At 46.4% G+C, this 25084-nt stretch carries 22 protein-coding genes; 11 read left to right on the top strand and 11 right to left on the bottom strand.

What is annotated here, in order from left to right; genetic code table 11:
* Positions 1 to 70 precede the first annotated feature (70 nt).
* From RN22_RS04395 to RN22_RS04375, 5 genes are all read left to right on the top strand, one after another.
* Entirely contained in the window at positions 71 to 604 is a 534-nt protein-coding gene (locus RN22_RS04395) for an NUDIX hydrolase (RefSeq protein WP_046303242.1), read from the top strand.
* 338 nt (positions 605 to 942) lie between these two features.
* Positions 943 to 3105, top strand: coding sequence for a TonB-dependent siderophore receptor (locus RN22_RS04390; RefSeq protein WP_046303241.1), 2163 nt, complete (start codon positions 943 to 945; stop codon positions 3103 to 3105).
* Positions 3090 to 3665, top strand: coding sequence for a YfiR family protein (locus RN22_RS04385; protein ID WP_231590845.1), 576 nt, complete (start codon positions 3090 to 3092; stop codon positions 3663 to 3665). The genes RN22_RS04390 and RN22_RS04385 overlap by 16 nt, the downstream gene beginning before the upstream one ends.
* On the top strand, positions 3662 to 5593 hold the full coding sequence (locus tag RN22_RS04380) for a diguanylate cyclase domain-containing protein (RefSeq protein ID WP_046303239.1): 1932 nt from the start codon (positions 3662 to 3664) through the stop codon (positions 5591 to 5593). Before RN22_RS04385 ends, RN22_RS04380 begins: the two co-directional genes overlap by 4 nt.
* An 85-nt stretch (positions 5594 to 5678) precedes the next feature.
* Positions 5679 to 6302: a LysE family translocator gene (locus RN22_RS04375; protein WP_002538616.1), complete on the top strand. Its 624-nt coding sequence runs from the start codon at positions 5679 to 5681 to the stop codon at positions 6300 to 6302.
* A 61-nt stretch (positions 6303 to 6363) separates the two neighbouring features.
* Here RN22_RS04375 and RN22_RS04370 read toward each other — a convergent pair whose 3' ends face one another.
* Positions 6364 to 7221, bottom strand: coding sequence for a LysR family transcriptional regulator (locus RN22_RS04370; protein ID WP_046303238.1), 858 nt, complete (start codon positions 7219 to 7221; stop codon positions 6364 to 6366).
* Positions 7222 to 7343: 122 nt separating this feature from the next.
* Between RN22_RS04370 and RN22_RS04365 the strand changes: the two genes are divergently transcribed.
* Both RN22_RS04365 and RN22_RS04360 read left to right on the top strand, forming a co-directional pair.
* Entirely contained in the window at positions 7344 to 8003 is a 660-nt protein-coding gene (locus RN22_RS04365; protein WP_046303237.1) for a glutathione S-transferase family protein, read from the top strand.
* A 9-nt stretch (positions 8004 to 8012) separates the two neighbouring features.
* On the top strand, positions 8013 to 8612 hold the full coding sequence (locus RN22_RS04360; RefSeq protein WP_046303236.1) for a glutathione S-transferase family protein: 600 nt from the start codon (positions 8013 to 8015) through the stop codon (positions 8610 to 8612).
* A gap of 68 nt (positions 8613 to 8680) precedes the next feature.
* On the opposite strand, the gene RN22_RS04355 is transcribed toward RN22_RS04360, so the two are convergent.
* The 3 genes from RN22_RS04355 to RN22_RS04345 form a co-directional block, all read right to left on the bottom strand.
* Positions 8681 to 10150 (bottom strand): aerolysin family beta-barrel pore-forming toxin, encoded by a 1470-nt coding sequence (locus tag RN22_RS04355; RefSeq protein WP_046303235.1) that lies wholly within the window; start codon positions 10148 to 10150, stop codon positions 8681 to 8683.
* 159 nt (positions 10151 to 10309) lie between these two features.
* A complete protein-coding gene (locus tag RN22_RS04350) occupies positions 10310 to 10774 on the bottom strand; it encodes a hypothetical protein (RefSeq protein ID WP_046303234.1) in 465 nt (154 codons plus the stop codon).
* On the bottom strand, positions 10771 to 11565 hold the full coding sequence (locus tag RN22_RS04345) for a winged helix-turn-helix domain-containing protein (protein WP_046303255.1): 795 nt from the start codon (positions 11563 to 11565) through the stop codon (positions 10771 to 10773). The genes RN22_RS04350 and RN22_RS04345 overlap by 4 nt, the downstream gene beginning before the upstream one ends.
* Before the next feature lie 687 nt (positions 11566 to 12252).
* On the opposite strand from RN22_RS04345, the gene RN22_RS04340 reads away from it, so the two are divergent.
* A complete protein-coding gene (locus tag RN22_RS04340) occupies positions 12253 to 13359 on the top strand; it encodes a M20/M25/M40 family metallo-hydrolase (RefSeq protein WP_046303233.1) in 1107 nt (368 codons plus the stop codon).
* A gap of 48 nt (positions 13360 to 13407) precedes the next feature.
* On the opposite strand, the gene RN22_RS04335 is transcribed toward RN22_RS04340, so the two are convergent.
* From RN22_RS04335 to RN22_RS04320, 4 genes are all read right to left on the bottom strand, one after another.
* Positions 13408 to 14016 (bottom strand): LysE family translocator, encoded by a 609-nt coding sequence (locus RN22_RS04335; RefSeq protein WP_046303232.1) that lies wholly within the window; start codon positions 14014 to 14016, stop codon positions 13408 to 13410.
* A 32-nt stretch (positions 14017 to 14048) separates the two neighbouring features.
* Positions 14049 to 14876: an AraC family transcriptional regulator gene (locus RN22_RS04330; RefSeq protein WP_046303254.1), complete on the bottom strand. Its 828-nt coding sequence runs from the start codon at positions 14874 to 14876 to the stop codon at positions 14049 to 14051.
* A 98-nt stretch (positions 14877 to 14974) separates the two neighbouring features.
* The gene (locus RN22_RS04325) at positions 14975 to 15319 is read right to left on the bottom strand and encodes a hypothetical protein (RefSeq protein ID WP_046303231.1); all 345 of its coding nucleotides are present in this window, start codon (positions 15317 to 15319) and stop codon (positions 14975 to 14977) included.
* A complete protein-coding gene (locus tag RN22_RS04320) occupies positions 15319 to 15543 on the bottom strand; it encodes a hypothetical protein (protein WP_002538632.1) in 225 nt (74 codons plus the stop codon). Before RN22_RS04320 ends, RN22_RS04325 begins: the two co-directional genes overlap by 1 nt.
* A 720-nt stretch (positions 15544 to 16263) precedes the next feature.
* Here RN22_RS04320 and RN22_RS04315 point away from each other — a divergent pair.
* The gene (locus RN22_RS04315) at positions 16264 to 16893 is read left to right on the top strand and encodes a class II aldolase/adducin family protein (protein ID WP_039849971.1); all 630 of its coding nucleotides are present in this window, start codon (positions 16264 to 16266) and stop codon (positions 16891 to 16893) included.
* Between the two features lie 69 nt (positions 16894 to 16962).
* Here RN22_RS04315 and RN22_RS04310 read toward each other — a convergent pair whose 3' ends face one another.
* Positions 16963 to 17367 carry a DUF4332 domain-containing protein gene (locus tag RN22_RS04310; RefSeq protein WP_002538638.1) on the bottom strand — a complete coding sequence of 135 codons (405 nt, stop codon included), beginning with the start codon at positions 17365 to 17367 and terminating at the stop codon, positions 16963 to 16965.
* 406 nt (positions 17368 to 17773) lie between these two features.
* Between RN22_RS04310 and RN22_RS04305 the strand changes: the two genes are divergently transcribed.
* Positions 17774 to 18781, top strand: a complete 1008-nt coding sequence (locus tag RN22_RS04305; protein ID WP_046303230.1) for an esterase family protein — start codon at positions 17774 to 17776, stop codon at positions 18779 to 18781.
* A 260-nt stretch (positions 18782 to 19041) separates the two neighbouring features.
* Positions 19042 to 20226: an alpha-hydroxyketone-type quorum-sensing autoinducer synthase gene (gene cqsA, locus RN22_RS04300; protein WP_046303229.1), complete on the top strand. Its 1185-nt coding sequence runs from the start codon at positions 19042 to 19044 to the stop codon at positions 20224 to 20226.
* A gap of 39 nt (positions 20227 to 20265) precedes the next feature.
* Here the strand turns inward: cqsA and RN22_RS04295 are convergent, their stop codons facing one another.
* Both RN22_RS04295 and RN22_RS04285 read right to left on the bottom strand, forming a co-directional pair.
* Positions 20266 to 22323, bottom strand: coding sequence for a hybrid sensor histidine kinase/response regulator (locus RN22_RS04295; RefSeq protein WP_046303228.1), 2058 nt, complete (start codon positions 22321 to 22323; stop codon positions 20266 to 20268).
* 500 nt (positions 22324 to 22823) lie between these two features.
* Positions 22824 to 25049, bottom strand: a complete 2226-nt coding sequence (locus tag RN22_RS04285; protein WP_046303226.1) for a methyl-accepting chemotaxis protein — start codon at positions 25047 to 25049, stop codon at positions 22824 to 22826.
* Between the last annotated feature and the right edge of the window lie 35 nt (positions 25050 to 25084).

Raw genomic sequence — 25084 nt, 5'->3', positions numbered from 1 at the left:
GCGAGAACAAAATTTAACCACCAAAGGTCAACAGCCCCTATTTAATGGTTCAGAACGGAATAGCAGAACAATGATTAAACAGCTCGATACTAAAGTGGTCTACCAAAACAAATGGATGACTGTTCGTGAAGACAAAATCCTTCGCCCCAGTGGCGCAGAAGGTATTTATGGTGTGGTAGATAAACCTGATTGCGCGGTGATCATGGCGATTGATAACGGACAGGTCCATTTAGTCCAGCAGTTTCGCTATACCGTTCAACAGCGTTGTTGGGAGCTGCCGCAAGGCGCGTGGGAATCCCGTCCCAATGCTGATCATCTTGAATTAGCAAAAGGCGAGCTACGCGAAGAAACAGGGTTAGATGCAAAAGAGATGGTCTATGTGGGCGCGCACTACATCGCTTATGGTTTCCTCAACCAAACCTGTCATATCTATTTAGCGACTCAATTGACGGATGTGGGTAAGTCTCTTGATGTTGAAGAGGAGGATCTGATCTCACGTCCTTTCCCCATCGAGGAATTTGAGCGAATGATGATAGAAGGAGAGATCAAAGACAATGTCACTGTCGCTGCTTATGGACTGGCGAAATTGAAAAAGCTGGTATAAATGCAGTCTTCCGCTTTATAAATGAGAAATTGCTAACTCATTGAAATCTATTATCTGATCTGGGGTTCTTTCGTCATATAAATGACGCAATTATTGATATTGGCGTCATTTATATGACTTACAATGAGATATGCCTCTTAGCGTGCTAAAAACCCTATTTTCTCCTTCCTAAATCGCTATTCTGCCCGTGCTGTCGCACGTATAATCTCGCTCAAAGTACACTGTAGTTCAAAAGGTGATCTACCGCATTTTGAACTCAGCAACACACGGATGACATGTCACCTTACGGATGCAGATTTACGGCAACGTGCCAATAACGATTTTCTGGAATACGCGAAATGCTTAAAGCCCGCCGAGCCGCGATGGCTGCTTGTTTAAGCCTACCTTTTTCACTGCCTTCCCTGGCTGATGTAGATCTTGATGCGCTGCTTGATATGCCGCTTGAGTCTCTTTCTGACACCAAAGTGGTATCAGCGACCCGAACTTCACTTAGCCTTGCTGATATTCCTGCCGCCGTTCATGTCATCACGTCAAAAGAGATTAAACGATCGGGTGCGAGATCTGTCGCCGACGTACTGGTGCTGGCACCGGGTTTACATGTCGCCAAATTCTCTAACTACGATTGGGGTATCGCGGCTCGTACTACCAACGAAGCTTTGAGTAACACCATGTTGGTGATGGTTGACGGCCGAAGTGTGTTTAATGGCATGTTTTCGGGTGTGGACTGGGACTTAATTCCTGTCAGCCTAGATAACATCGATCGCATTGAAGTCGTGCTCGGGCCGGTGGGAACGATTTGGGGCGGAAATGCCGCAAATGCTGTCATCAATATTATTACCTTGGACGCTGAAGATGCCCCAAGAAAACGGGTATCTGCTTCTGTCGGTAACTATCACTATCAGGAATATCAGGCTCGACACGGCGGTGAAGTCGCGGACAACTTCTTCCTGAGCGGGTACGCTGAGTTTGTTCAGCATATGCCTTGGACGACGGATCAAGAGCTGGTAAAAGATCAGCAGCACTTCCGTGTTTACACTGAACGATTCGGTATGCGCGGCGATTACCAAAACCTCGACCGTACCATTTCCTTCCAGGTGGGTGGCATCCGTTCCTGTGAAGATTACCAATGGCTAACCTACCAACCCCATTTCCTTTATCCGGGTCAGGATATGGAAGATTACTTGGCGTTTGATACGGAAATGGTGGCTGAGGAATACTTCGCGGGGATTAAATATCTTCAGGAGTTGAGCCAAGATACCCACTGGGAACAGCAATTCTGGCTGACATACAGCAACACTAATGGCAGTGATCGCAACGCCTATTTTACCCGCTTCGATTCGGAAACAACCTATACCGACAGCAACGTGCTTGGCGGCCACTTTATGGTGGGTCTGAACTATCGTTTGGTCGAAGAATACTTCCGTCCTTACAGTGATCACGAAAGATATACATCGCCGTATCTGCGTGTGACTGATGAACCTGGTTTCACCAATCAAAGTGTTGCGCTGTATCTCAACTATACCTACCCGCTGACGGATAGCACCGAATTGATGGTTGGTAACCGTTGGCAGTATTTCAATTTGGTAGAAGACACTTTCGCTCAACCACAAATTCGTTTAATGCAGGATCTCAGCGACAACCAACGAATTTGGGCAGGTTGGGGTCGAGCGGTCATTACGCCAGCACGCCAAGGCAGAACAACGGATTTCCATCAAAATATCTATTCCAGTGACGTAGCGTTCTGTGAGGCTGGAAACCCAAACAACTGCTTGCCATACACCTTTGATTATATGCAAGTCATTGTGAATCAAGGTGATGAAAATATGCCCGTTCCAAAGGTGGAGACGTTTGAGCTGGGTTATCGCTTCTGGGTAGATAAAACGGTTCAATTTGATGCCAATCTCTTTTTAAGTGAAGAGTCGGATATTCCAGCATGGCTGTTGGAAAGTGCTGAGCGTAATTACATTTGGGAAGATTCTTCTCCTGGGACTGTCGGTACCATTATCGATGTCTATAAATATCGCCAGATAGCGCCATTAAGTGCTCGAACCCACGGTGGCGAATTAAGTGTTAAATGGCAACCATCGAGCGATTTTCAGGTTAACGCCAGCTACTCCTACCGCAAAATTAAAGCAGAGTGTCACGGCGAGGTGTGCGGAAGCAGTGAAGGGCCGCTTCGCAGCTACGAAAACGAACCTGTCCACCTCGCCAACGCTCAAATCATGTGGGATATCACGCCGGATCTTTGGGTCAGCAATGTCTTGAACTACGTCGCTGCTTCCAAGCCAGATGAGCTGCTAGGCAGTCAGGAAGATTATGGCTGGCCAGAAGTGCTGACTTGGGATTTTATTGCAGGCTGGAAACCTGCCAAAGATTTCCCGGAATTTATCTTCTCGGTAGAGAACCTGTTTAACGATCAAGTGAATGAGTACCCTGAAAGCTATAGCGGCTTTGATAACGGCACCCAATACTGGTTGGAAATAGATTGGCAGCTTCCGTAATGCCCCCGTCTTGGCAGCATCTTTATCAACACTACAAAGCCAGAGCGTTTACGCTCTGGCTTTCGGCGTTGCTTGTCTTCTCAATCAGTACCTGTGCCTTGGCTAATGATATTCAGGATGACGATTTGAAAGCGGTCTATTTATTCCGCTTTGCTTTATTAGTGGACTGGAAATCGTCGCATCAATCGTTATCTCAATATCACTTCTGCGTGGATGCCGATAACGGTGTCAGCCAAAAATTGAAGGCAATTATTCAACAGAAACCTCAGGCAGTGTTTCATCAAATTCAAACCACTCAAACCCAGCCACCTGGGTGCCATATTGTTTATTCCACTACCGATCAGGCTGACCAAGTGTCGGCGCTGAAAGCTCGCTTTCCTGATGCTTTGCTAGTGGGAGAAGGGCGCCGGTTCGTCAGGGCGGGTGGCATGATGGCATTTGTTCGTATGAATAACCGGATTAAGCCATTGATCAACAGAGGTCATTTAACGGGTGTTCCGTTCTCGCTCCGTTCTCAATTGCTTTCAATAGCAGTAATCGATGAGGAGGACAAAGCATGATTGTTCGTTGGCTGAATAACCTCCCGCTCAGAATCAAACTGGTGTTGCCGACCTGGTTTTTGATGACCGCAGGCGTTGTGCTGCTGGGTTTTGCGATTGAAAACGTCGCCGAAGACAAAATGGAACAAAGCCTGATTGGACGTACCAAAATCCTGACTAATGCTGCGGCGGTTAACCTCACGGCAGCACTGGCATTTGATGACAAACAGACAGCGTTGGAACAGCTTGAAGCGCTGCGTGTTGACCCTGATCTGATTGGTGCCAAGGTACGCACTACCAATGATGCTAACTTTGCGTCAGTCATGGAGTTACCGCCGGATTGCCGTTCAAACGGCAATGCCATTATCTGCAGTGACACACAATTTGAGCGTGTTAAAAAACCGATAGTGCTTGGAGAAGAAATTCTTGGCTTTATCGAGGTGTATGTCTCCCGAGCTGCGATTGAAGAAGAACGCCATTTCTTAGTGGGCTATCTCACCGCAGGCACCAGTTTGCTCTCTCTGTTGGCATTGGTTTTTGCGCAATTGTTGCATCGTCTGGTTTCTCATCCACTGGCATCTTTGCATCAATCGATGTCTTCTATGTTGCGATTGGGCGTGTTCGGGCGTGCGATTCCCGTCAAACACAACGACGAGTTGGGGCAATTGACGGCGTGCTTTAACGATCTGGTTTCCAATTTGTCTGAGCGCGATTATCAGTTAAAGCAAACCCTTAACCAGTTGGAAAATAAGAGTCAGTACATTGGAGAGGTGCTGGATACTATGGAGCATGGGGTCATGGTTATCGCGCCGGGTGATGTCGTGACTTATTTCAACCCTGCGGCGGAGTATTTGCTGCGTCAGGTCAACTGCTCACCGAGAAATCTGCCACAGCTATTACAAACCTTCTCGCCTGCCTCCCGGGTTCATGCGATCTCTCATGCCATTGACAATCACCAGCCGATGAAGGGCATTGAGCTGAGACATACGTTGACTGGAAAGGTCTTTCAGATCAGCACTCAACCCATGTTGGCGGCGCAACATTCTCTGGTGCAGTTTGAAGATGTCACGGAGCAGCGAGAGGCTGAGCAGCGCCGTAAGCTGGCAGAGCTGATCTTCGATAAGAGTCAGGATGCGACCTTGGTGATGTCACGTGATCTCACCATCAAAACGCAAAACGCTGCCTGTATTGATGCCTTTGGTGTCCACTACTCTTGGCGCACCCTGTCGACAGACAGTGAAAGCTATCTGAGTTTTGCGGAGCTGAAGACCTTGCTAACGGACGGCACCATGGAGTGGCATCGTACACTGGTTGGACACGGTGGCATTGAAATGCCTTGTCAGGTCGTCGCGCGAACTCTTACTAACCATCGAGGTAGCGTGGAAGGTTTCGTGATTACCATTGTTGACTTGTCGACAGAAATGGAAATTCAGCGGCTTAACTACATCGCGAACCACGACGCGCTGACAGGCTTGGCGAATCGCGCTCATGCGCTGGAAAAGTTAACCCAAGACCATGACAAAGAGCGCGACATGCACATTCTGTTTATCGATTTGGATGGCTTCAAATCGGTGAATGACCAGTTTGGTCATCAGGTGGGTGATGAGCTGTTGAAAGTGGTGGCTGAACGTATGAAAGCGTCCGTGTCGCGTCGTGACTTTGTCTCACGTTTATCTGGTGATGAGTTCCTGATTGCGTTGTATGGCAATGCTCCGGTCGATGCCATTGCAAACCGACTGCTGGAAAAACTCAGCGATGAAATCGTGATCAACAATTGCAAGCCAAAGGTAAGCGCAAGTATAGGTGTTCGCTATTGGTCTTCGAATGATCCGTCATCGTTGGCACAAGTTATCGAACAGGCAGATAAGGCCATGTACGACGCGAAAGCCAATGGTAAGAATAGATATTCTTTAGCCGCGAACCTTGCTGTGCAGATGGAAGAAGTTTGAAAACTCAGTCAAAACTCAAACTGAGGGGCATGCTGGCTTTTGTTAGTGTCGATTATACGGTGAAAAGCAGCGTGAGGAACGATAGATGACTCTGGAAGGAGCGATTACATTTAGCATCGCTATATTCGTTTTTGCCATTACTCCCGGCCCGGGCATTTTCGCCATACTGGCTCGAGCTATGGTGACTGGCTGGCGAGATTGTGTGGCGATTTCTTCTGGCATGGTAGCAAGTGATTTGATTTACCTGACGCTAGCGTGTTTTGGTCTAGCAACCATTGCAGAAAATTACGCAGGGTTGTTTACCGTGATTCGCTACGTGGGTGCTGCTTACCTGATTTATTTGGGCTACAAGATGTTCAAAGCTTTGCCGCAGGTCGCGCAGTTATCTGAGGAAACCGTTAAGAAATCCTCCGGTGCAGCCGCTGATTTTGCCCAAGGCTTCTTGATTTCAGCTTCAAATCCTAAGGTTATTCTGTTTTATATTGCGTTCTTGCCAACTTTTATGGATGTGACGCTTCTGAGCATGGGTGACGTGGTGCTGGCGAATGTACTGGCAGGTTTTGCCTTGATGAGTGGTGTCATGATGATCGCTGTGGGCGCAGATCGCGCAGCAAAGTTACTCAAAACGGAAAAAGCGGTTAAGCGAATGAATCGCAGTGCCGGTTCTCTTATGATTGGTGCTGGAGCGTATTTGGCTATCAGTCGTTAGGCTTAAGAATCTGGATGCAAAAAGCAGCCTTAAGGCTGCTTTTTTGTCTCTAGCAATCTCATCAGGCGATTTTGGCTTGCGCTGCCGTGAACTGATGGGAAATGGAAGAAATCATCGACGGCGTGATCATTGGATGTGAATGGGTCGCGGCCACAATCACGATATCAATAGCAGGAAGTGGCGGTAAGTTGGCACCCGACAGCACTTTCAGATCTGATGGTATGCTCCCAGACGCCATGGCGGAAAGCGCCTGTTGGTTTCTTACCAAACCTACCAATGTTGATGCGCTGGTGGTGAACGCGACCAAATCGACATCAATACCAAACTTGCCGAGTCCATCGAGTGCGGTGGTATGGAACTTACAGCTTTTATCAAACAAGGCTAATGGCAAAGGTCGACGTTCCACTAACGTTGGGTCATCACCACATACCCAGACGCCTTTATCATGCTTTAGCAGCCAACCTTCGTCAGAGTCGGGGGCTCGGGTGACGATGGCCAAGTCCAAATCACCGCTGTCGAGTCGTTGACGCAAACGCACACTGGAAGCGCAAAGCACATCAAAGGTGACCTTGCCGAGTTGCTGTCTGAAAGCCTCAAGTAGCTCAGGGAGCAATGATTGGGCATAGTCGTCAGGACATCCGATACGGATAGGGCGGGTGTTGTCTTCACGAATGAAAGCATCCAGTGCTTCATCGTGTGAGGCAACCAGTCTCCGGGCGTGGCTGACCAAACGCTGACCAGCAAGGCTCACGGTAAGTGGCCGTTTATCTCTATCAAACAGCGGACTGCCAAGCTCTTCTTCCAGCTTTTTAATTTGCATACTGATGGCAGATTGCGTGCGGTGAATCTGTGCCGCGGCGCGGGTAAAACTGCCTGTGTCCACGATGGCTAAAAAGCTTCGCAGTGAATCGATATCCATTCTCGATCTGTCCTTGCATCATGAAATCGAATACTAGGTATCAAAACTATGCGTTAGAAACCTGTCCTGCTTCTGAGCATACTCGTTCATATCAACAAAAAGCAAAAGGAAAGGAGAGCCTGATGAAACTGATAATCGCCAACAAGAATTACTCAACATGGTCACTACGTGGCTGGCTGGTTCTCCGAGGCTTTGATATTGATTTTGAAGAAGTTGATCTCGATTTGTTCACGGATGCTTTCTACACCGAGGTGGGAAAACACTCAGGCGCCGGAAAGGTCCCAGTGCTGGTGGATGGTGATGTTGTCGTTTGGGACTCTCTGGCGATATGTGAGTATGTCAACGAACAACATCTCAACGGAAAAGGCTGGCCTAAAGATGTCGCACATCGTGCCAAGGCGCGTGCACTCTCTGCCGAAATGCACTCTGGATTCACGGCACTTCGCGGAGAGATGCCGATGAATATTCGAGGACGCCGCAATATCTCGGCGTCGGAAGCGTGCTTGAAAGACATCGCGCGCATAGATGCAATCTGGACTGAGCAAATGGCACAGTTTGGTGATAAAGGTGGCTGGCTGTTCGGTGACTTCTCGATTGCAGATGTGATGTATGCGCCTGTCGCGTTGCGCTTTTTGTCCTATGGCGTTTCAGTGTCCGCTGAAGCGCAGCGCTACATGGACAAGGTGTTGAGTGATGCCGCTATGAAGCAGTGGATTGAGGAATCAAAACTGAACACAGTTGTGGTTCCGCAGGGAGAAGCGGGCGCAGAGATCACGGGTTAGGAGGAAAGGATGCTTGTATACGGAGACATGAAGTCCGGAAATTGCCTGAAAGTGAAGCTGATTCTTTCATTTCTGGATATTAAGCACGATTGGCAGCATGTCGATATCTTGAAAGGCGGGACGAAAACGGCCGAATTTCTGGCGGTGAACCCCAATGGGAAGATACCCGCAGTCGTTTTGGATGATGGTCGTTTATTGTCTGAATCAAACGCCATATTGGGCTATTTTGCAGAAGGTACTTCTTATCTGCCGACTGACAACTTCTTAAAAGCCAAAGTCTACGAATGGCTTTTCTTTGAACAATACTCGCATGAACCCTTTATTGCGGTAGCCCGTTTCATTCAAAAATATCAGGGAATGCCTGAAGAGCGGCTTGATGAATACCACTCGCTTCAGGCCGGTGGGCACAAAGCACTGAAATTGATGGAGCAGCAGCTTGGAAAATCGACCTTCCTCGTTGGTGATACGATGACGGTTGCAGACATTTCGCTATACGCCTACACGCATGTGGCGCACGAGGGCGGGTTCAGCTTGGAAAACTATCCAAACATTCTGCGTTGGATTAATGCTATCGCCGACAGTGAGCGTTACGTCGGCATGCCCGATTGAAGCTCTGACAAATCCAACATTAAAACCGCCGCATATGCGGCGGTTTCTCATTCAATTCACAATATCCATTACTGCGCAGCTTGAATGCTGATCTCTACTTCACCAAAGCCGAGCGCACGCATTTCATCAGTATCCAAATTGGTTTCCAGCTCAATATCACCCTGACGAAGTGTTTCCGTCACACTGCGTTTAGAGCGACGCGACTCAGAGATAGGTTGTGCCTGCCCAATGTCGATGGTGCCTGCATATTGGGATTCTGCATAGAAATCACCGGAAACAACAGCTTCGAACGGACGAAGGCTTTGGCTGGTGACGCTCTGCATGTTCTGTAAACCATTTTCCTGAATGGCCCAGCTCCAATCCCACCATTGTGATGCGCCCGGGATATGACGAATATTCCACTGGTGCCGAATATCGGCAGAAGGCTCACTGGCTCGTCCCATGGTGAAAGTATGTTTGTGGGTAGGGCGGTTGGTTGGGTGGGTATGCCATGCATTACCACTCCAGCGAAGGAAGCCGTCGAATTCGACATCATAACTAACGTCTGCGCTGAACCGGTAAGGGTAGGAGATACTTGAACGGTATAGCTCCACGCGAATAGGGATCTCAGAATTGGCAGGTACCATAGGGCGAGCCTGAAGTGTGACTGCTTCTGAGGTCGCACCACCATTGGTGTTCGCCCAGCTTTGGTTAGCTTCCAGTTTGATCGTCAATTCTGTTTCGCCGACCAAAGGCCACTGGAACGTGTTTTTGGTTTGCACGGATTGTGAGAAACCATAAGTGTTGGTTTTCGACCAGTTGGTGGATTCATCCACTTTGAGGTCAATGACCACCTGCTGTGCAATGTCGCTGCGGTTTCTAGCCGTTACATACACGGTTTTCACCAACTGCTTGCTGGACTCAGTCACATCACCGTGCCAGAAATCATCACTGTTCAGTGTGTAGTTGAAGTTGCTGACTTTGATAGCCGTTTTCTCGTCGCACCGGTACCCGTCACAGGAACCACGGTTGTTGCCTTGAATTACCCATTTGTCACCTTCCTGACGGACCGACATGTCTCTGCCAACATAAGGGCTACTGTTTCCGCCGACCCAAGCGTACCCAAGGTTGTGAGCTAGATTGCTTAGCGGGCGGATAAACTTGTTTTCATCCGAAACCAGATTGTATTGAATATCGATTTCTTCTCCTTCAGGCAAAGTATGTTTCGCGACGTCAGGAATCCCTGTATTTCCCGTGTTGGTTGGATGGCACCACGTACTGTAGTTGGGTAAATCCTGTTTTATTCGCCCTTCATGTCCAGTCCCCATGATTACCCAGTCATCTTTCAAACCGGTAATTTGCCACTGACCCATTTTCGATAGCAGATAGTCGCGATGTAAAGTGGCTTCACTGCGTGTGATAGGACGATAACCAGAGCGACATACATCTTCTCCCTGGTAGTCGACAACAAGCTGATCAGGAAAAATCTTCGCAAAGCTGGGTGTAGAAAACGCTGAAAACAGAGACAGGGTGATCAGCGATAGGGTGACTCTAGGCATGGCTTTTTCTCCATTGTTTTTAGATGTTGTGTTCCTGCGTTATTGGTAACGCAGAGTCAGCATGGCACCGCTCTTGGGTGGTGCTAACTGAAAAACAATGAAAAGTAATCGCCAATAAAATCATCGTATTACGATTATATTTTCAAACTTACTCTTGCTTTATAAGCGGGTGATTAACTGGGTATGCTCGGAGACTTCATCCTTGATAAGTAAGAATTCTGGATCTTCATAGATAACATCCAGTTTTGCCAGACAGCTTCCCTCTTCGAAAAACAAGTAAGGCGTCACATACAAAAAGTTGGTGGTCTTGTTTAGGTTATCGACATAGACCAATTTGACATCACCCTGAAGAAGGAAACTGGAATCGAGTGTTGATGCTAAGTGTCCTGTCAGCTTCACCAGACTGGTTTGTTCAGTAGTGCCATCTTCTATGCTGGAAACATGAATGATAGAACGACCATCAACAGCAGTCTGGCCTTTGGCAATGGTAGTACTGCGATCGGGATGAACTTGCACGAGGAAATGCTGGTAATGACCAGGCATTAATTGTTGTTGCCAGGGCAAGGCCAGTACACCGATAAACACGCTGGTGCTAAGGAAGAGAAAAGCAATGGTGACTTTCATTTTCTTTGCTCCACAAATTGAGTGATTTGAGCTGCGACGACGGGAAACTGCCCCGAGCGATAAGTGAGGTTAATGGCGTCTTGCGCTTGGCGATGGAACCATGAAAGCTCATTTTCACCACCTCCGAGCCCGACATAAACGACACAATCACACTGGTTTGAAGCGAGTAATCGCCTGAGAGGTAGTGAGAGCTTTACGGACGGGGATTTAATCAGCACCAATTCACCAACATGCTGTTTGGTTAATGTTAAGTGGGAGGCTGGCCAGGGCACGAGATCCAGTTTGACGGAGAGAGTGGCAAGTGTGGTAAATGCCAAGGCGATAGAGAGTGCGTTGAGTGCTGCTTTAATATAGCTAGGGCGGATGGGGAGCTGATTGTTTTGATGATTGCTCTCCAAAGCTACTTGTTGCTGCTCGGGCAAGGAATCGAGATCCATCTTTGGATTGGGTAATGCTTCTGAGTGGCTGTGCTCGAGGGTACTTTCCAATGGAATCTCAATGCATTGTACTCTTCCCGGTAGTGCTCGATATCCCACTCTTGGAGCCGTAACGATTGGGCTCTCTTTGACACCAAGTTTTAAAAAAGCGTGCCTTAAAGTGCTGATGGATTTAGCCAGTGAGGTATCACCCACACAGACGTTTCCCCAGGCGTGGGTAATAATTGTTTGCTTCTCGATCACATCCGGCGCACGCGCTAGCAGTAACTCGAGAATCAGTCCTTCCCGGTGACCAATACCCACACTTCGCGTATCAGTAAATATCCGGTTTTCCACTGGATCAAACTTTATCATTTGCATTCCTGCTTGCATTGTAAATTTGACAAATGCATAAGAAATATAATCTCCATAAAGGATATCTATATGGGATTTTAGTTGATTGTTAAAGCGAAATTTACAACGCTAAAAATATATATTTTTCTTCGTGGCTATATTTAAATTTCATTGTTAACTAATATATTAATATGGTAGGCATGACATGCTCTCTCTAAGTGTTTGAAAAATCGTTAGGTGAATCCTATATTCATTAACCTATCTTTATCAGTGAGTTGGGTGTAATCGGTTGCATCGGTAGAATGCAGTTTTAACTGAGTGCCATTACTTGCATACATTCGAGAAGAGGTGATTGAATAATCTTTTGACACTCTTTTTTTGGATTCTCTTTCTGCTAAATTGTCATGGTTTTGTTATTTTTATGTCATTCCTAAAATTTACATCCCCGTTATAAAAAGGTTCTTTTTTCTGCATGTTATTCTAGTCATTAATATTTCTGTTTTTAAGAGGGATATTTCGATGGCCTTGATGGACAAAACCGATGTGTAAGGAGAAAGTTGAGGCTTTTGGTAACGACGGACCTGATAACTGGAAGATTTCGGCGGATAGACAACCAAATCGACCTTTTCTTTGATGTAGCCCATCAAAATGTTCTGCGGGATAGGTTTAAGGTGTTGCCTCATCCCGCAGAGAAGAAGTCGCACACCGATGACAAAGATTAATCAAGAAAGACTGGTTGAGCATTTTATTGAGCTGGTGAAAATTGACAGTGAGTCTGGCAATGAAAAAGCCATGGCAGAAACACTGGCAGAACAACTGGGTCAAATGGGCTTTGAAGTTACAAAGCTTCCTGTGCCTGAGCACATCACTAACGGTTTCAACATCTATGGCAAGCTGGCAGGCTCGCTGGAAGGCAGCATTGTGTTCAGCAGCCACATGGATACTGTTACCCCAGGCAACGGCATTGAGCCAGTGATTGAAGACGGTATTATCCGCTCGAAAGGTGACACCATTTTGGGTGGCGATGATAAGTCTGGCATTGCAGCCGTCATGGAAGCTGTGCGCGCAATTCAGGAACGTGGTGAAGCACACAAGACCATCGAAGTTGCGTTTACCGTGTACGAAGAACTGGGTCTGGAAGGCGCTAAACACTTCGACATGAGCAAAATTGAATCCCAGCAAGCCATCGTGCTGGATTCAGGCGGCCCAATCGGCACCATTATTACAACTGCTCCTGGTCAGCAAAGCTTGAAAATCACCATCAAAGGTAAACCGGCGCACGCTGGCCTTGCGCCTGAAACGGGCATCAATGCCCTGACTGTAGGATCTGATGCGATTAGCCAAATGAATCTGAGCCGTATCGACGAAGAAACCACGGCTAACATTGGTGTCGTTCGCGGCGGTCAGGCGACAAACATTGTGATGCCTGAACTGTATATAGAAGCAGAAGCGCGCTCGCTGAATGACGATAAGCTGGCGAAGCAGGTTGAACACATGGTTTCAACCTTCGAAGCCGCGGTTGAAAAGCACGGTGCAGGTATTGAGATCGAATCTACCCGCTCTTACAACGCTTACCAGATTGCAGACAGCGATCCGCACGTTGTGGCCATCAAAGCAGCCTTCGAAGCCAACGGTGTTGAGCCAGTGACCAAACCAACAGGTGGCGGCTCAGATGCGAATATCTTCAACGAGAAAGGCCTGAAAACCGTGAACCTTTCTACTGGTATGGCGAAAGTGCACACGACAGAAGAATTCATTGCCATTGCAGACCTGATTGCGATCAGTGAATTTGTGCGTACCTACGTGACGCGTTAATCGGCTGATAAATAAAAACCGCCTTCGGGCGGTTTTTTAATCCTTCCTTTATTGTCCAAACCAAGGAAGATAAGTTTGCTGATGGGCGATGTCTAAGGAAACATAGACCAACAGAACTGACATGCTGATATTGAATACCCGGAAATAAACGGGGTTAGCGATGCGCTTGCCAAGCAAGCTGCCGATAAGGGAATAGGAGGCAGGTGCGCCAAAAGCCAGTATGGTCAAGATCCCAATCCAGAGCAGGCTCTCCATCCCATGGATGCCAGCAGCAGGGAACTGAATCGTCACAATAGGAAGCGTCGCAATGATGCCCTTTGGGTTAAGCAATTGCAGCACCAATCCATCGCGGAACGTCATCATGTTTTGATTACGTGAACTATCATCAATATCCACTTTCGCTTTGGCCAACTTCCACGCGATGTAAAGAATATAGCTGCAACCAATAACACTGATATAAGGAAGGGAGGTCGTGGAAACAAGCGTACCACCAATCAGTGACATTGAAATGAAGAGGATCAGCATTGCGGTGGCGACACCGGCGAAGAAACCGAGATCCTCTCGCGTGCGATTTTGAAGTCCGCCATTCAGGCCAAGAAGATTCACAGGCCCTGGAGAATACATAATGCCAAAGGCATATGCCCAAAGTTCGAACATAGGAAGTCCTTTTCAGAAATCAGAGAGGGAAGTTAGTCAGAGATTTGAAGCTGGTATTGCTTAGGCGTCATACCATAGACGCGCTTAAACCTTCGATTGAAGTGGCTACTGTCGGCAAAACCGAATTCCTGAGCAACATCGCTTGCAGGCTGGCCGCTTTCCAGCGCTTTGCGAGAACCATTGATACGACAATTGATGACGTATTGGTGAGGCGTAATACCAAACTGCGCCCGAAACTGACGGATAAAATGATACTTCGACATGTTGGCAGCATCAGCAAGATCATCAATAGCGATATCTTTAGCTAGGTTGTCCTGCACAAAATCTTTGGCGCGTGTTAGCAAGGTATCTCTGCGGTTTGTTGGCGTGGCCTCATCTAACATGCCAGCTAATGACACCAGAGTATGTGAGAGGTTAAAGAGTGCAGATTGCTGCTCAATACGATGGCAGGAGGGATCTTTAATCAGGCTGGAAAGGATCAACGCCTGATTGCGGAGTTTAACATCGTTGAGTAAGCAGCCTTTGATTCGTAGCGATGATGGTGCCTTCACGCCAAGCGCTTTGATTTGAGCGGAAATACTGTCTGGGTGGACGTAGAGCATCAAATACTCGAGGTTTTGGTCTCCTCCTGAACTGCCGTCATGGACATCTTCCGGATTGAATAGGATAACGCCGCCTTCAGGACTTTTATGGAAAGCGCTCTGACAGAAAAAATCCTGCCTGCCTTTAAGCGTCACACCAATAGAAAACTCTTCGTGGGCGTGTTTGTCGTAAGTGAAGTCGCTCATATTTGCGTCAAGCACAGCTACACCTTCAAGGTGCTCACTGTTTACAAACTGGAAGCGATTGTCTGTGTCCACGTCCGTTCCCTCATCCATCTCTTTAACATCTTTGCAAAATATAGAAGGGAGAGGAAACGAAAACTTGAACAAAATTGCGCGATTTTCTGTTTATCTCGCTATTTGGTGGGTATTACCATTTGGCGAATATGTTGACGAAGCTCTTTCGCGTTTGATTCTGTCAGCAAGAGATTGGCGAGAGAGATCATTGCGATGGCAAAATAGGCGCCTGATGAAAGAAACGATCCCCAGCTAAAGAAAGCGAAGGTCATAAATGAAAAAAGGCCGATAAGAAAAAGTTGGGCTAGCTGATTATAACTAACACTCAGGATCCCACTGACAGGGTCATTTCCTATGGTGACTGGCAAGGTACTCCATCCCCATTTCACGCGCACCTTGCCGTCTTTCAATACTGCGTTAAAGCCGTTTTCCCTGAGATGCTGGCTGAGTTTGTCTAAATCCACTAAATGCCACCGATACTGTCTGTGTGTCCAAATGTAGAACCACAACAATCGCATTGCTGATAAGAACTGCCAAGTACCATATCCATAGAGTTCGAAAGCACTATCGTTGCGCGCCGAAACAAAGTTGCATCCGGCTCTGCCTTTCTTGGCTCAAGTTGCACCAGCGTGTGGGCAGTCATTTTCCCGCAATCACTGCAGTAAAGTTTGTTCTCTTGTTCTGCCATATTTACCTTCCTTGGTTGATAGGCGTACATCCTTTCTGGTTAAAACCCATGAAAACGCCGTTCAAACAGAATTTCAGACTACTTGAGCCATCTTGGTGAAATGAAGCCAAGGCGATAAAAGTGTGAAGTGATTCGAAGTTTGGCTGCACTATTGTCTAATACTTGTCCGTTTAGTCTCTGGGTACAGACATTCTGACGTATTCAAATGCTCTTGGTATGGATCTAATGATCGGGCGTAAAAAAGATCCAAATGTTAAGGAATATCGACATGAAAAACTGATGACAAGGCTCTCAATGATCGAAGAAAATAAGATGGATTGCTCTCAATAACTGTTGGCAATAATGAGAAAAGAGAAAAACTTTAGTGATATTTGCCTAATAAATGTTGATAGAGGTCTCATTAATAAAATAAAAACGGATCAGATCGCATTTTCTGTTGCGTGATCATCAAAATGATAAAAAATAACAAAGTGTGGTGAGGAAATAATTAAAAACGTATCCAGCCACATCAATATCATTACCATCCAAAAAGGAAAAAGGATCGTTTCCCGGTGATGATATGGATCCTTTCTTAGTTTTGTACTTAGAAAGGATCGTAAATAAGTTAGTGTGTATTGTTCGGTGATAAATAATTTGATCGTTTACAGCGATCAATATTCTGAACATACAAACCTTGAAAACGCAGCGGTGCACTGGAAGCGAATTTGTTGGAGATGTGGCATGTTTGGGCAAGGCGATCTACGAAATAAGCTCGTTGATTACGGTCGTAAACTCTTTTTGCAAGGACACGATACAGGAGAATCCGGAAACCTGTCGGCTCAATTAGAAGATGGAACTGTCGTGGTAACGACGAATGGGCTGAGAATGGGTCGTTTGAAGCAAGAGCATTTCTCGGTGGTCTCTCTTGATGGGAAACTTATCTCCGGCGACTCTCCTAGTTGGGAAGTCGATCATCACTTAGATATTTATAATGCCAACCCGAAACATAAAGCCATATTTACTATTACACCAAAGCATATTTCCAAGTTAGTTCAGAAAGACGAACTGGATGTCGAAAACGTACTGCCGACTCTCTCTCCTATCGTGGCAATGAGAACGATGACGCTTCCTAAAATTCCGCTATTTAGATCTTCTGGATCTTTTTATCTGGCGGAAAAAGCCAAACATCACCATGCCATTTTAATCGCCAATTTGGGGTTGGTAGTTATGGGAAAAGATCTTGAAGATGCGCTTTGTAATGTTGAAGAGTTGGAAGAGACTGCAGCACTGAGAATGCAGGCTGCTAACGACAATTTCCAATATCTGAGCAATGAAGAAATTGCCGAAATAAACTCGGTATTCGCGCATTAAAAAACTGACAATATAGAAAGGATCCTAAATAGAAGCTGGCTATCATGCCAGCTTCTTTGTTTGGGTATCTTAATAATGGATCGCGCGAGGAAGATCTTTCGCTTGTGCTATCCAATCTTCTACTTTGCTTTCGCCTGGCAATTGGCGAACGAGATTTTTCTCTTCATTTACCTCTGCCATTTTCGCGGTTAGATTTGCTGCGTTGCGCTGTGCTAATTCTGGCACAGTATCAACCCCTGCAAATTCCAGAAGATCAGCATATTGAGTACTGATCCCTTTAACGCGTGCCAAGTCAGCGCGGTTTAGCCACTTCAGCACGAGTTTGCTGCTGATGCCACTGTCTTCTGCAATGGACTTACGACCTGAAGGTTGAGCGCCTTTTTCCAGAAGTTGCTCAATGGTTGAAATACCAATTGCTTCAAGTTTTTCCGCGTAGGTTTCACCAATACCTTCGATATCAACAAGCTTAGTCATTTGCTCTTTCTCCTTAATTAGTGAGCGAGAGGCCAGCATTTCCTGTGTGAAAAGAGACGAATTGCGGTGGTGGAAATACAGGCTCATTTAATCTACTCAAGCAACTCCTTATAAAAGTGTCTTGAACTTGGTACTGGGATAGAAAGAGCTGGTGGGCAATACAATTGTGCTCAAATAACCTGAAAATGCTTGGGTAGGGGAGCTTTGAATAAGGAGGTTTGATTTACGCGTGATCACAACGATGTCAAAGTCACAGTACCCTGCATTATCAGGTTTGTTTTAGCGTTAAAGGTAGCAAGGAAAAGAAGCCAATATCACAGTAGATGATGTTAGAAAATGAAGGAGGTTTACATTAAAAAATAGTTACTTAAGATGAAATGTATTCGTTATCGCAAAGGATCCATTTATGTCATTTGACTATCAGATTGAGGACGACCCGAGCCCAACGCCGTGCGGCGCACTTGAACAATTCAGTTTCGACGCTTCCTCATTGAAGGACAACGTTGCGGGCGAAAATGCTAACAGAGAGATCATTGTTTATCTTCCTCATGGTTACTATGCCGATACCAACCGAACTTTCCCTGTCATCTATGTCCTTCATGGTTACGAAGGTGAACCGAGCGCCTGGTTTGATGAAGGATTGAATGACGAAGCTGGCCTTGACGATATTTTGGATGAACTTATTGATGAAGGGGATCTTGAGGCTTCCATTGTTGTTGCTGTTGACGGCCGAAGTTCATTGAATGGCTCTTGGTATATCAATTCACCAATATCTGGGAATTTCCTTGATTACCTGACGACGGATATCGTTAAGGAAATTGATATCCGTTACCGGACCCAGCCAGGAAAGATAGCGATCATGGGACATTCTATGGGAGGTTTTGGCGCGATGATGGCCGCCTTTGAATTCCCTGAGCAATATCGCACCTGCGTTGGCTTAAGCCCGGCAGGCATGATGATGAAAAGGCATGACTATCAGCGGCATTCAGGCTTTTTCGAGCAGGAGCTCGCCAAGCTCACAAGGGGGAGTGAGCCGGAATGGTTTATTTATGCTTATGTTACGATCCTCCGCGCTATTGCACCTGATCCAGAAAACCCGCTGCTTTATATTTCAAAGGACATCAATCAAATTGTCGCCGCATTGGAAAGCTTCCAGCTTTCAGAAATGGCAATAAACCGGGCAGAACAAATAGCCGACTTACCGATTTACACAGAGATAGGCGATAACGAAGGGGAGTCTGTCGGTGAACCTATATTAGATAACTTTAACGCCATGATTGAGACGTTTGAGACGCTACAGCTTAATGTCACTTCCCACGTATTTTCTGGTGGGCACACAGATAAAGTGATTGAACAAATCTATCGGGGTTTGAGATTTATTGGTGGTGTATTTCGGGATAAATCCTCAGTGTAAATTCTATTTAAATATTGAAAAGACGAGCTTTTTTCACAGCTCGTCTTTTTTATTTGTCCATTGATTTATACAGGGGGATTCAATAAATAATTCTGTAAATTCGCAAACTTAAAAAGTCTGACCACTTAAGCCTCATACATAATCAGCCATATATTCAGGCAGCAAAGACTCGTTTTCGACGGCTTGCTGAAGTGCTTTGGGTATAACCAAAACATCAAACGCCGCTCTGGCGTTTTTCTTTAACAAGAAGAGGCTTGGCTATGGAAAATCATTCAACTATTACAAAAAAACTCCCTTCTTTTATCGATGCGCGTCTTAACTCTTTTTTGCGGGATATGACAGAACCTTATAAGAATGCCAGACCACTGCCAGTGAGTAGTCGGCCAGGAGAAGGCGCTGTCGTGATGCAAAGTAACGATTATTTATCGCTGAGTCTTGATGACAATATCCAATCAGCTCATCTCAATGCCATTGCCAGTTCCAATGAGAATGTGGTGATGTCAGCGGTATTTTTGCAGGACGAGGATCATAAACCTGATTTTGAAAATAGATTGGCAGAATTTGTCGGTATGGATGGCTGCGTGCTGTCACAGTCGGGGTGGGCAGCAAACGTTGGTTTGCTTCAAACCATTTGTGAGCCTGGAACCCGCGTATATATCGACTTTTTTGCCCATATGTCACTTTGGGAAGGGGCGAGAATTGCCGGCGCACAAATTATTCCATTCATGCATAACAGCGTGAGTAATCTAAAACGTCAGATTAAAAAACACGGTGAAGGCATTATTTTGGTGGATTCGGTTTATAGCACCATTGGCACGGTGGCACCGCTCCCTGAAATCTGTGATGTTGCTGAGGCATTCGGTTGTGCGCTGGTTGTGGATGAATCTCATTCATTGGGAACGCATGGGCCAGAAGGCTCTGGCCTTATCAATGAAATGGGCGTGCGTGACCGGGTGGACTTTGTGACGACCAGTCTTGCCAAAGCTTTTGCCTATCGCGCAGGCGCTGTGTTGGGGCCGCACAAGTTAATTACATCCTTGCCTTTTGTGTCGTTCCCCGCGATTTTCAGTTCCACGGTGCTGCCACAGGAAATCGCGCGCTTGGATGCCACGCTTGACGTCATCATGAAGGCTGATCCTAAGCGAAGGCGACTGTTTGAAATTTCCGACTTACTGCGTGATGGGCTGCAAAGCATTGGGTTCAAGATACGAAGCGATTCCCAAATCATTTCTTTAGAGTGTGGTGATGAGCAAAACACGGAACTAGTGCGGGATTTTCTGGAAGCCAATGGCGTTTATGGCGCGGTGTTCTGTGCGCCAGCCACGCCAAAAAACAAAGCGATCATCCGGTTCTCTCTGAGTGCCGACATGAGCAACAGGGATATCGATCAAGTGCTTACTGTATGCCAGGCAGCGTATGATCATCCTGAACTATGTTTCTACTAACCTTGTCGAGCCTCTAGGGTCAACAGACCCTAGAGGCTTTTACTGCAGCCAGATAGTGATTTTGTCGCGGAGCTTACAAAGATCTGATGGCTTCAAAATGAAGTCAGACATGCCTGAGCTAATGATCTTATCGAGTGTGGGCTTCGAATCATCACCAGTGTGGGCAATGATGGGGATGTTGGCGTGGCGATGTTTCGCATCGCGGATCCTTCTGGAGGTTTCAAGTCCATCCATAACGGGCATTTCAACGTCCATCAATATCAAATCAATGGATTGGTCATCATCCATTAAGGTTTCTAACGCGCTATTGCCGTTGGGGCACTGGATGACTTTAAATCCCTGCTTCTCTAGCAGTATTGATGTGAATTGCCGCAGTGTTTCACTGTCATCAACGACCATAATGGTCTGGTTGAGTGAATGTCCTGGCGTGACCACAGGACCTGTTGGCGCCACTTCTGCGGTATCAAAAAACAGCTGCTCGATAACAGCAGGCGTGTTGATACGCCAAACCAGCGTTTCAATCCAGATAGGCTGATAAACCGAGTGCGATGAGTGGAGTGCAACCGAGCCATTGTGTAGATACACAATTTGCGCATCAGTGAAGGACAGCAAAGGTTCGATATGGCTAAGAACATCGCCGTTGGATTTAACGCTCTCAAGGTCAACCACAATCACATCGTATTCGAATTCGTAGTCCCGCTTCTGCAGTGCTTCCAGTACATTGAATACCTGCAGTTTAAATCCTGCTTCCTTGCTGATTTTGTTGGCACGCGCAACCAAGTCTGTTTCGTCACTGACAACCAACATCGACTTCAGTTTGATGAGGTTAGATTTAATGTCATCAACTGTTGGGGAGTCGATATTTGGGAAAGTCAGGGTAAACGCTGACCACTCGCCAAGCTTTGAATCGCAGGAAATTTCGCCCCCAAATGAGCGCATCACTTTTCGGCAAAAGGGGAGGCCTAGACCGTAATTTCCGGTCCTGCCTGTGGTGTAAAAATCTTCAAAGATAGTTTCAAGCAGTTCTCGTGGAATACCCTGACCACTGTCTCTGACAATAATGCGGTTATCGTATTGGTCGCTTTCCAAAATGATATCAATCGCGAAGTTTTCATTGCTGCGATGGTGAAAAGCATTTTTGAAAAGATTGTAAATAACGTACTTGAGCAGGGTATCACTACCCAAAAACTCAAAGTCTTCTTCAGTGCGTAATACGATAGCGGACTTATCCGTTGTGCTCTTGTAACCGAAACTGTCTATTGCTCCTTTCAATACATGATTGGCCGAGTGGCGTCTGAAGGTAGATCGGGAGACACGGCTTTCGTCAATAGAAGTGAGAAGCAGGTCGATGGTTTCATTTCCGGCCCGGATGATGTTCATCGCATCACTGCTGACTTCACGCAGCAGCTTGATGTCTTCTTCGCTAAGTTGATAAACCCGTTTGTTGCTGTTGGAGGGGTCGGGCAGGGTAGAGCGAATTAAATCCAGCGTGGAGCAAAGTCCACCCAGTGGGTTTCGCATCTCATGGGCAATACCAGCGCCAAAGACCTTGGCAATCGACACTTTGGTTTCATGTTCCTGCTGGTTTCTGAAAAAGAAAATATTGCCGAAAAGATAGATGAAAAGAAAAACTGGCACGTACGTCCAATCCATCGAAAACTCAAGGTGATACCCGCTTGCTACCCAAGCGCAAAGCATTGCTGAACTAATGCCAATCAGGGTCTGAGCAAACATAACCCAGGTGATGTGTACCATCAGAATATGCAGGAAAACCGCGGCCATAAATGACAATAACCAGACAGTTGACCAGTTGTTCATCAACAACATGTAGAAGAAGAAAAACGGTAAAACGATGGTGATAGCAATTTGATAAAACCAATGCATTTGGTCTTTGAGAGGCGGCTTGAGTTTGTTTCGCATCAACACGATGATAAAAAACACGCAGCAGAAGAGTCGTAATGGAAGATTCTCATAGGTTTGCGGCAGGAAATCAGTCCAGACAAAGTAATAGAGGGGAAAGCCAATAAGCCCCATCCAGCCGACCAGTGTCAGGTTGGGTTCGGCGTATTGGTAGACTTTGCGGAAGGCCGCTTCCATGCTTTTGATAAATGCTGTCCTAATCCAAACGTTTCGCCACAAGCGTTTTTGTCTTTGATATCGAGAAGTTGCCATTTTTATTTCGGTTACAACATTGAATAGAAAATTGGCTAACTCGCTTATTGGCCTCGTTTATTTTTCTTCTGCAATGAAAAATAAGAGAAATTCAATAAATCAGTATGTTAGTCCGAGTCACTTGTATGAATTTATATTCATATTTGGTCAGCGCTTTTTAAAATAATTAGACGCAATAGCAACTGTTGAAAGAAACTTTATACAATGGGTAAACAGTGGGTTGTCTTATTAATCGTACAAGATTTGTTTTTCATGAAAGGCAACTATTTGACTTCAAATTTCTATGATAAATGCGCGGAAAGAAGTGGTTTTAAGACCATTTTTAGACAAAAAAGCCACTTTCGAAAAAGTGGCTTTTGGCAAAGATATTTGAGTCTCCCCAAACGCGCTGAATTCTATATCTTCAGCTTGTTTGGGTATGAGAGCTAAATTGAAAATTGGCTGGTGTGATGTTCCAACGTTTTCGCCAATTTCGTCAGTTCGGTACTGGCTTCGGTGATCTGGTGCATGGCTGTTGCTGTACTTTGGGACATTGAATTGATGTCGACCAGATTTTTGTTGATGTCGATTGCGACAGTGGATTGTTGTTCTGACGCGCTCGCCATCTGAATCGTCATATCTGCAATACGCTCGACAGAAGCGACGGCTGATTCCAGGCGGTCAGTGCTATCCATCGCTTGATTCGCCACCTGCTCGGCATTTTGTGCGCCGGTTTCCATCGCTTTGCGGGTTTCATCAGATACTTTTTGTAGCGAGGTGATCAAGCTAGCGATTTCTTCAGTCGCATTTTGCGAACTTTGCGCCAAGCTCCGGACTTCATCTGCCACAACGGCAAAGCCTCTTCCCTGATCACCTGCTCGCGCCGCTTCGATGGCTGCGTTCAGTGCAAGTAGATTGGTCTGCTCGGCAATTTGCCCAATGGTCACCAAAATACCGGAAATATTATCAGCACTTTTTACCAGCAAGTTGGTTTTTTCTTTGGCGACATTGAGATCAGAAACCAGGTTCATCATTTTGTTGGAAGCGGAATGAACGACCTGATTACTCTCTTTGATGAGCTCCTGCGCTTCCGCCGCTGCACGGGCGGTTTCAGAGGTATTGTTGGAGATTTCATTGGCCGTCATGGTCATTTCTTCCATGGCAGTGGCAACTTGGAGCGTGCTGCTGTTTTGCTTCTCAATGTTTTGCAACGTATCACGCGTGCTTTGCGACAGCTGATAAGACGCCGAAGATTGCTGCTCGGTCGCTTTCACCACACTACCTGTCAGCGCCTTCAGATTGTTCGTCATGTCGTACATTGAGCGATAAACACCACTGCTGGCGTCATCAATCGTGAAACTGAGTGTTAGATCCCCTTTGGAGATGGTATCTGCAATTTTCTGCATTTCTTTTGGTTCGCCACCGAGTGGACGGGTGATGGCATTGGCAAAGTAAATCGCCACAGCTGCGATAATGCCCAACGCGATGGTAATAGTGACCAGTACAGAGTTACGAAGCGTTGTGACAGATGCAAAGGCCTCAGCCACATCAATTTCAGCCAGAATCGCCCAATCTGCTCCCAGAATGGAAAGTGGGGCATACGCGGATAACACTGGGTTTCCGTTGTAATCCATAATGGTTTCCACAGAGGAAATGCCATTCAACGCTTGTGTCGCAGCCTGTGTTTTCACTGCGCCTTTAACTGGGTTGCTGAATGAAGCAATCACAGAGTGGTTGACGGGATCGAGATAAGAATCAGAACGCATCAGATTATCAGCCCCGACCAGATAGGTTTCACCGGTTTCGCCCAGCCCAGCGCGTTCTCCCATGATGGCGTTGAGGCGATCAATCGGAAATTGATAAGCAAGGATGGCAACAGCCTCACCTTTGTCATAAATCGGCGTGGCGATAAAGCCTGCGGGGTCATTGAACGATGGCAGATACTTCGCGAAGTCGACAAAAGTGACTTGTCCTTTCTTCAAGCCGGTTGCTTGTTGATATGCATCCGCCAGACCGCTATCTGAGAACGGCCCTTTTTTCAGCGAGGTGGCGAAGTCAGTTTCCTTACTGACGGAATAGACAACGTTACCGCTTTCGACGTCAATCAGGAAAATATCATAATAGCCAAATTTCTCTTTGGTCGAAGCGAGGTAGTCATGAATGGCCTTGTGGTGGAAATCGTAGCGCAGACCAAAATTACTGGCCGACATCAAGGCTTTGTTGCTGTTGTCGTTGTCGACAAGGTAAGCGTACTGGAGATATTTCGCGGAAGTGCTGAGCTCAGCGACGAGAGACGAAGCATCTGTGTCGAGCCTGGTTCCGCGTTTTTGCTCAGTCGGTGATATCAGTGTTTTTTGGTAGTAGGAGACAAGTTTTTGTTCTGAAATTTGGTCAGCATTGATTTCAGTTGGCGCGGTTCGATAGGCATCAATCATTCCAATCGCGCTTTCTGCCAATGCGGATGAATTTGCAGTGGTGGTCAACTGAGCGGCTGCACTGTCAAAGTAACGCACAACTGCATCTTTTTTCACTTCACGAAGTGCTTCAAGTTGACTGAACGTTTGCTGCTCCAACGAGGCGCTGGCCATTTGTAACGAAAAGACAGAAATAATGGCAGCGGGGATTAACCCGATACCAAGAAGGATCAACAACATTTTCTGCTTAAGCTTCATTCTTTGTCCCCTAGCCAATGTTATTTATTTGTTAA

The organism is Grimontia sp. AD028, from assembly GCF_000973155.1.
Taxonomy (GTDB): Bacteria; Pseudomonadota; Gammaproteobacteria; order Enterobacterales; family Vibrionaceae; genus Enterovibrio; species Enterovibrio indicus.
Note: the sequence above shows the minus strand (reverse complement) of the source record. Positions and strands in the feature narration are given on the sequence as shown.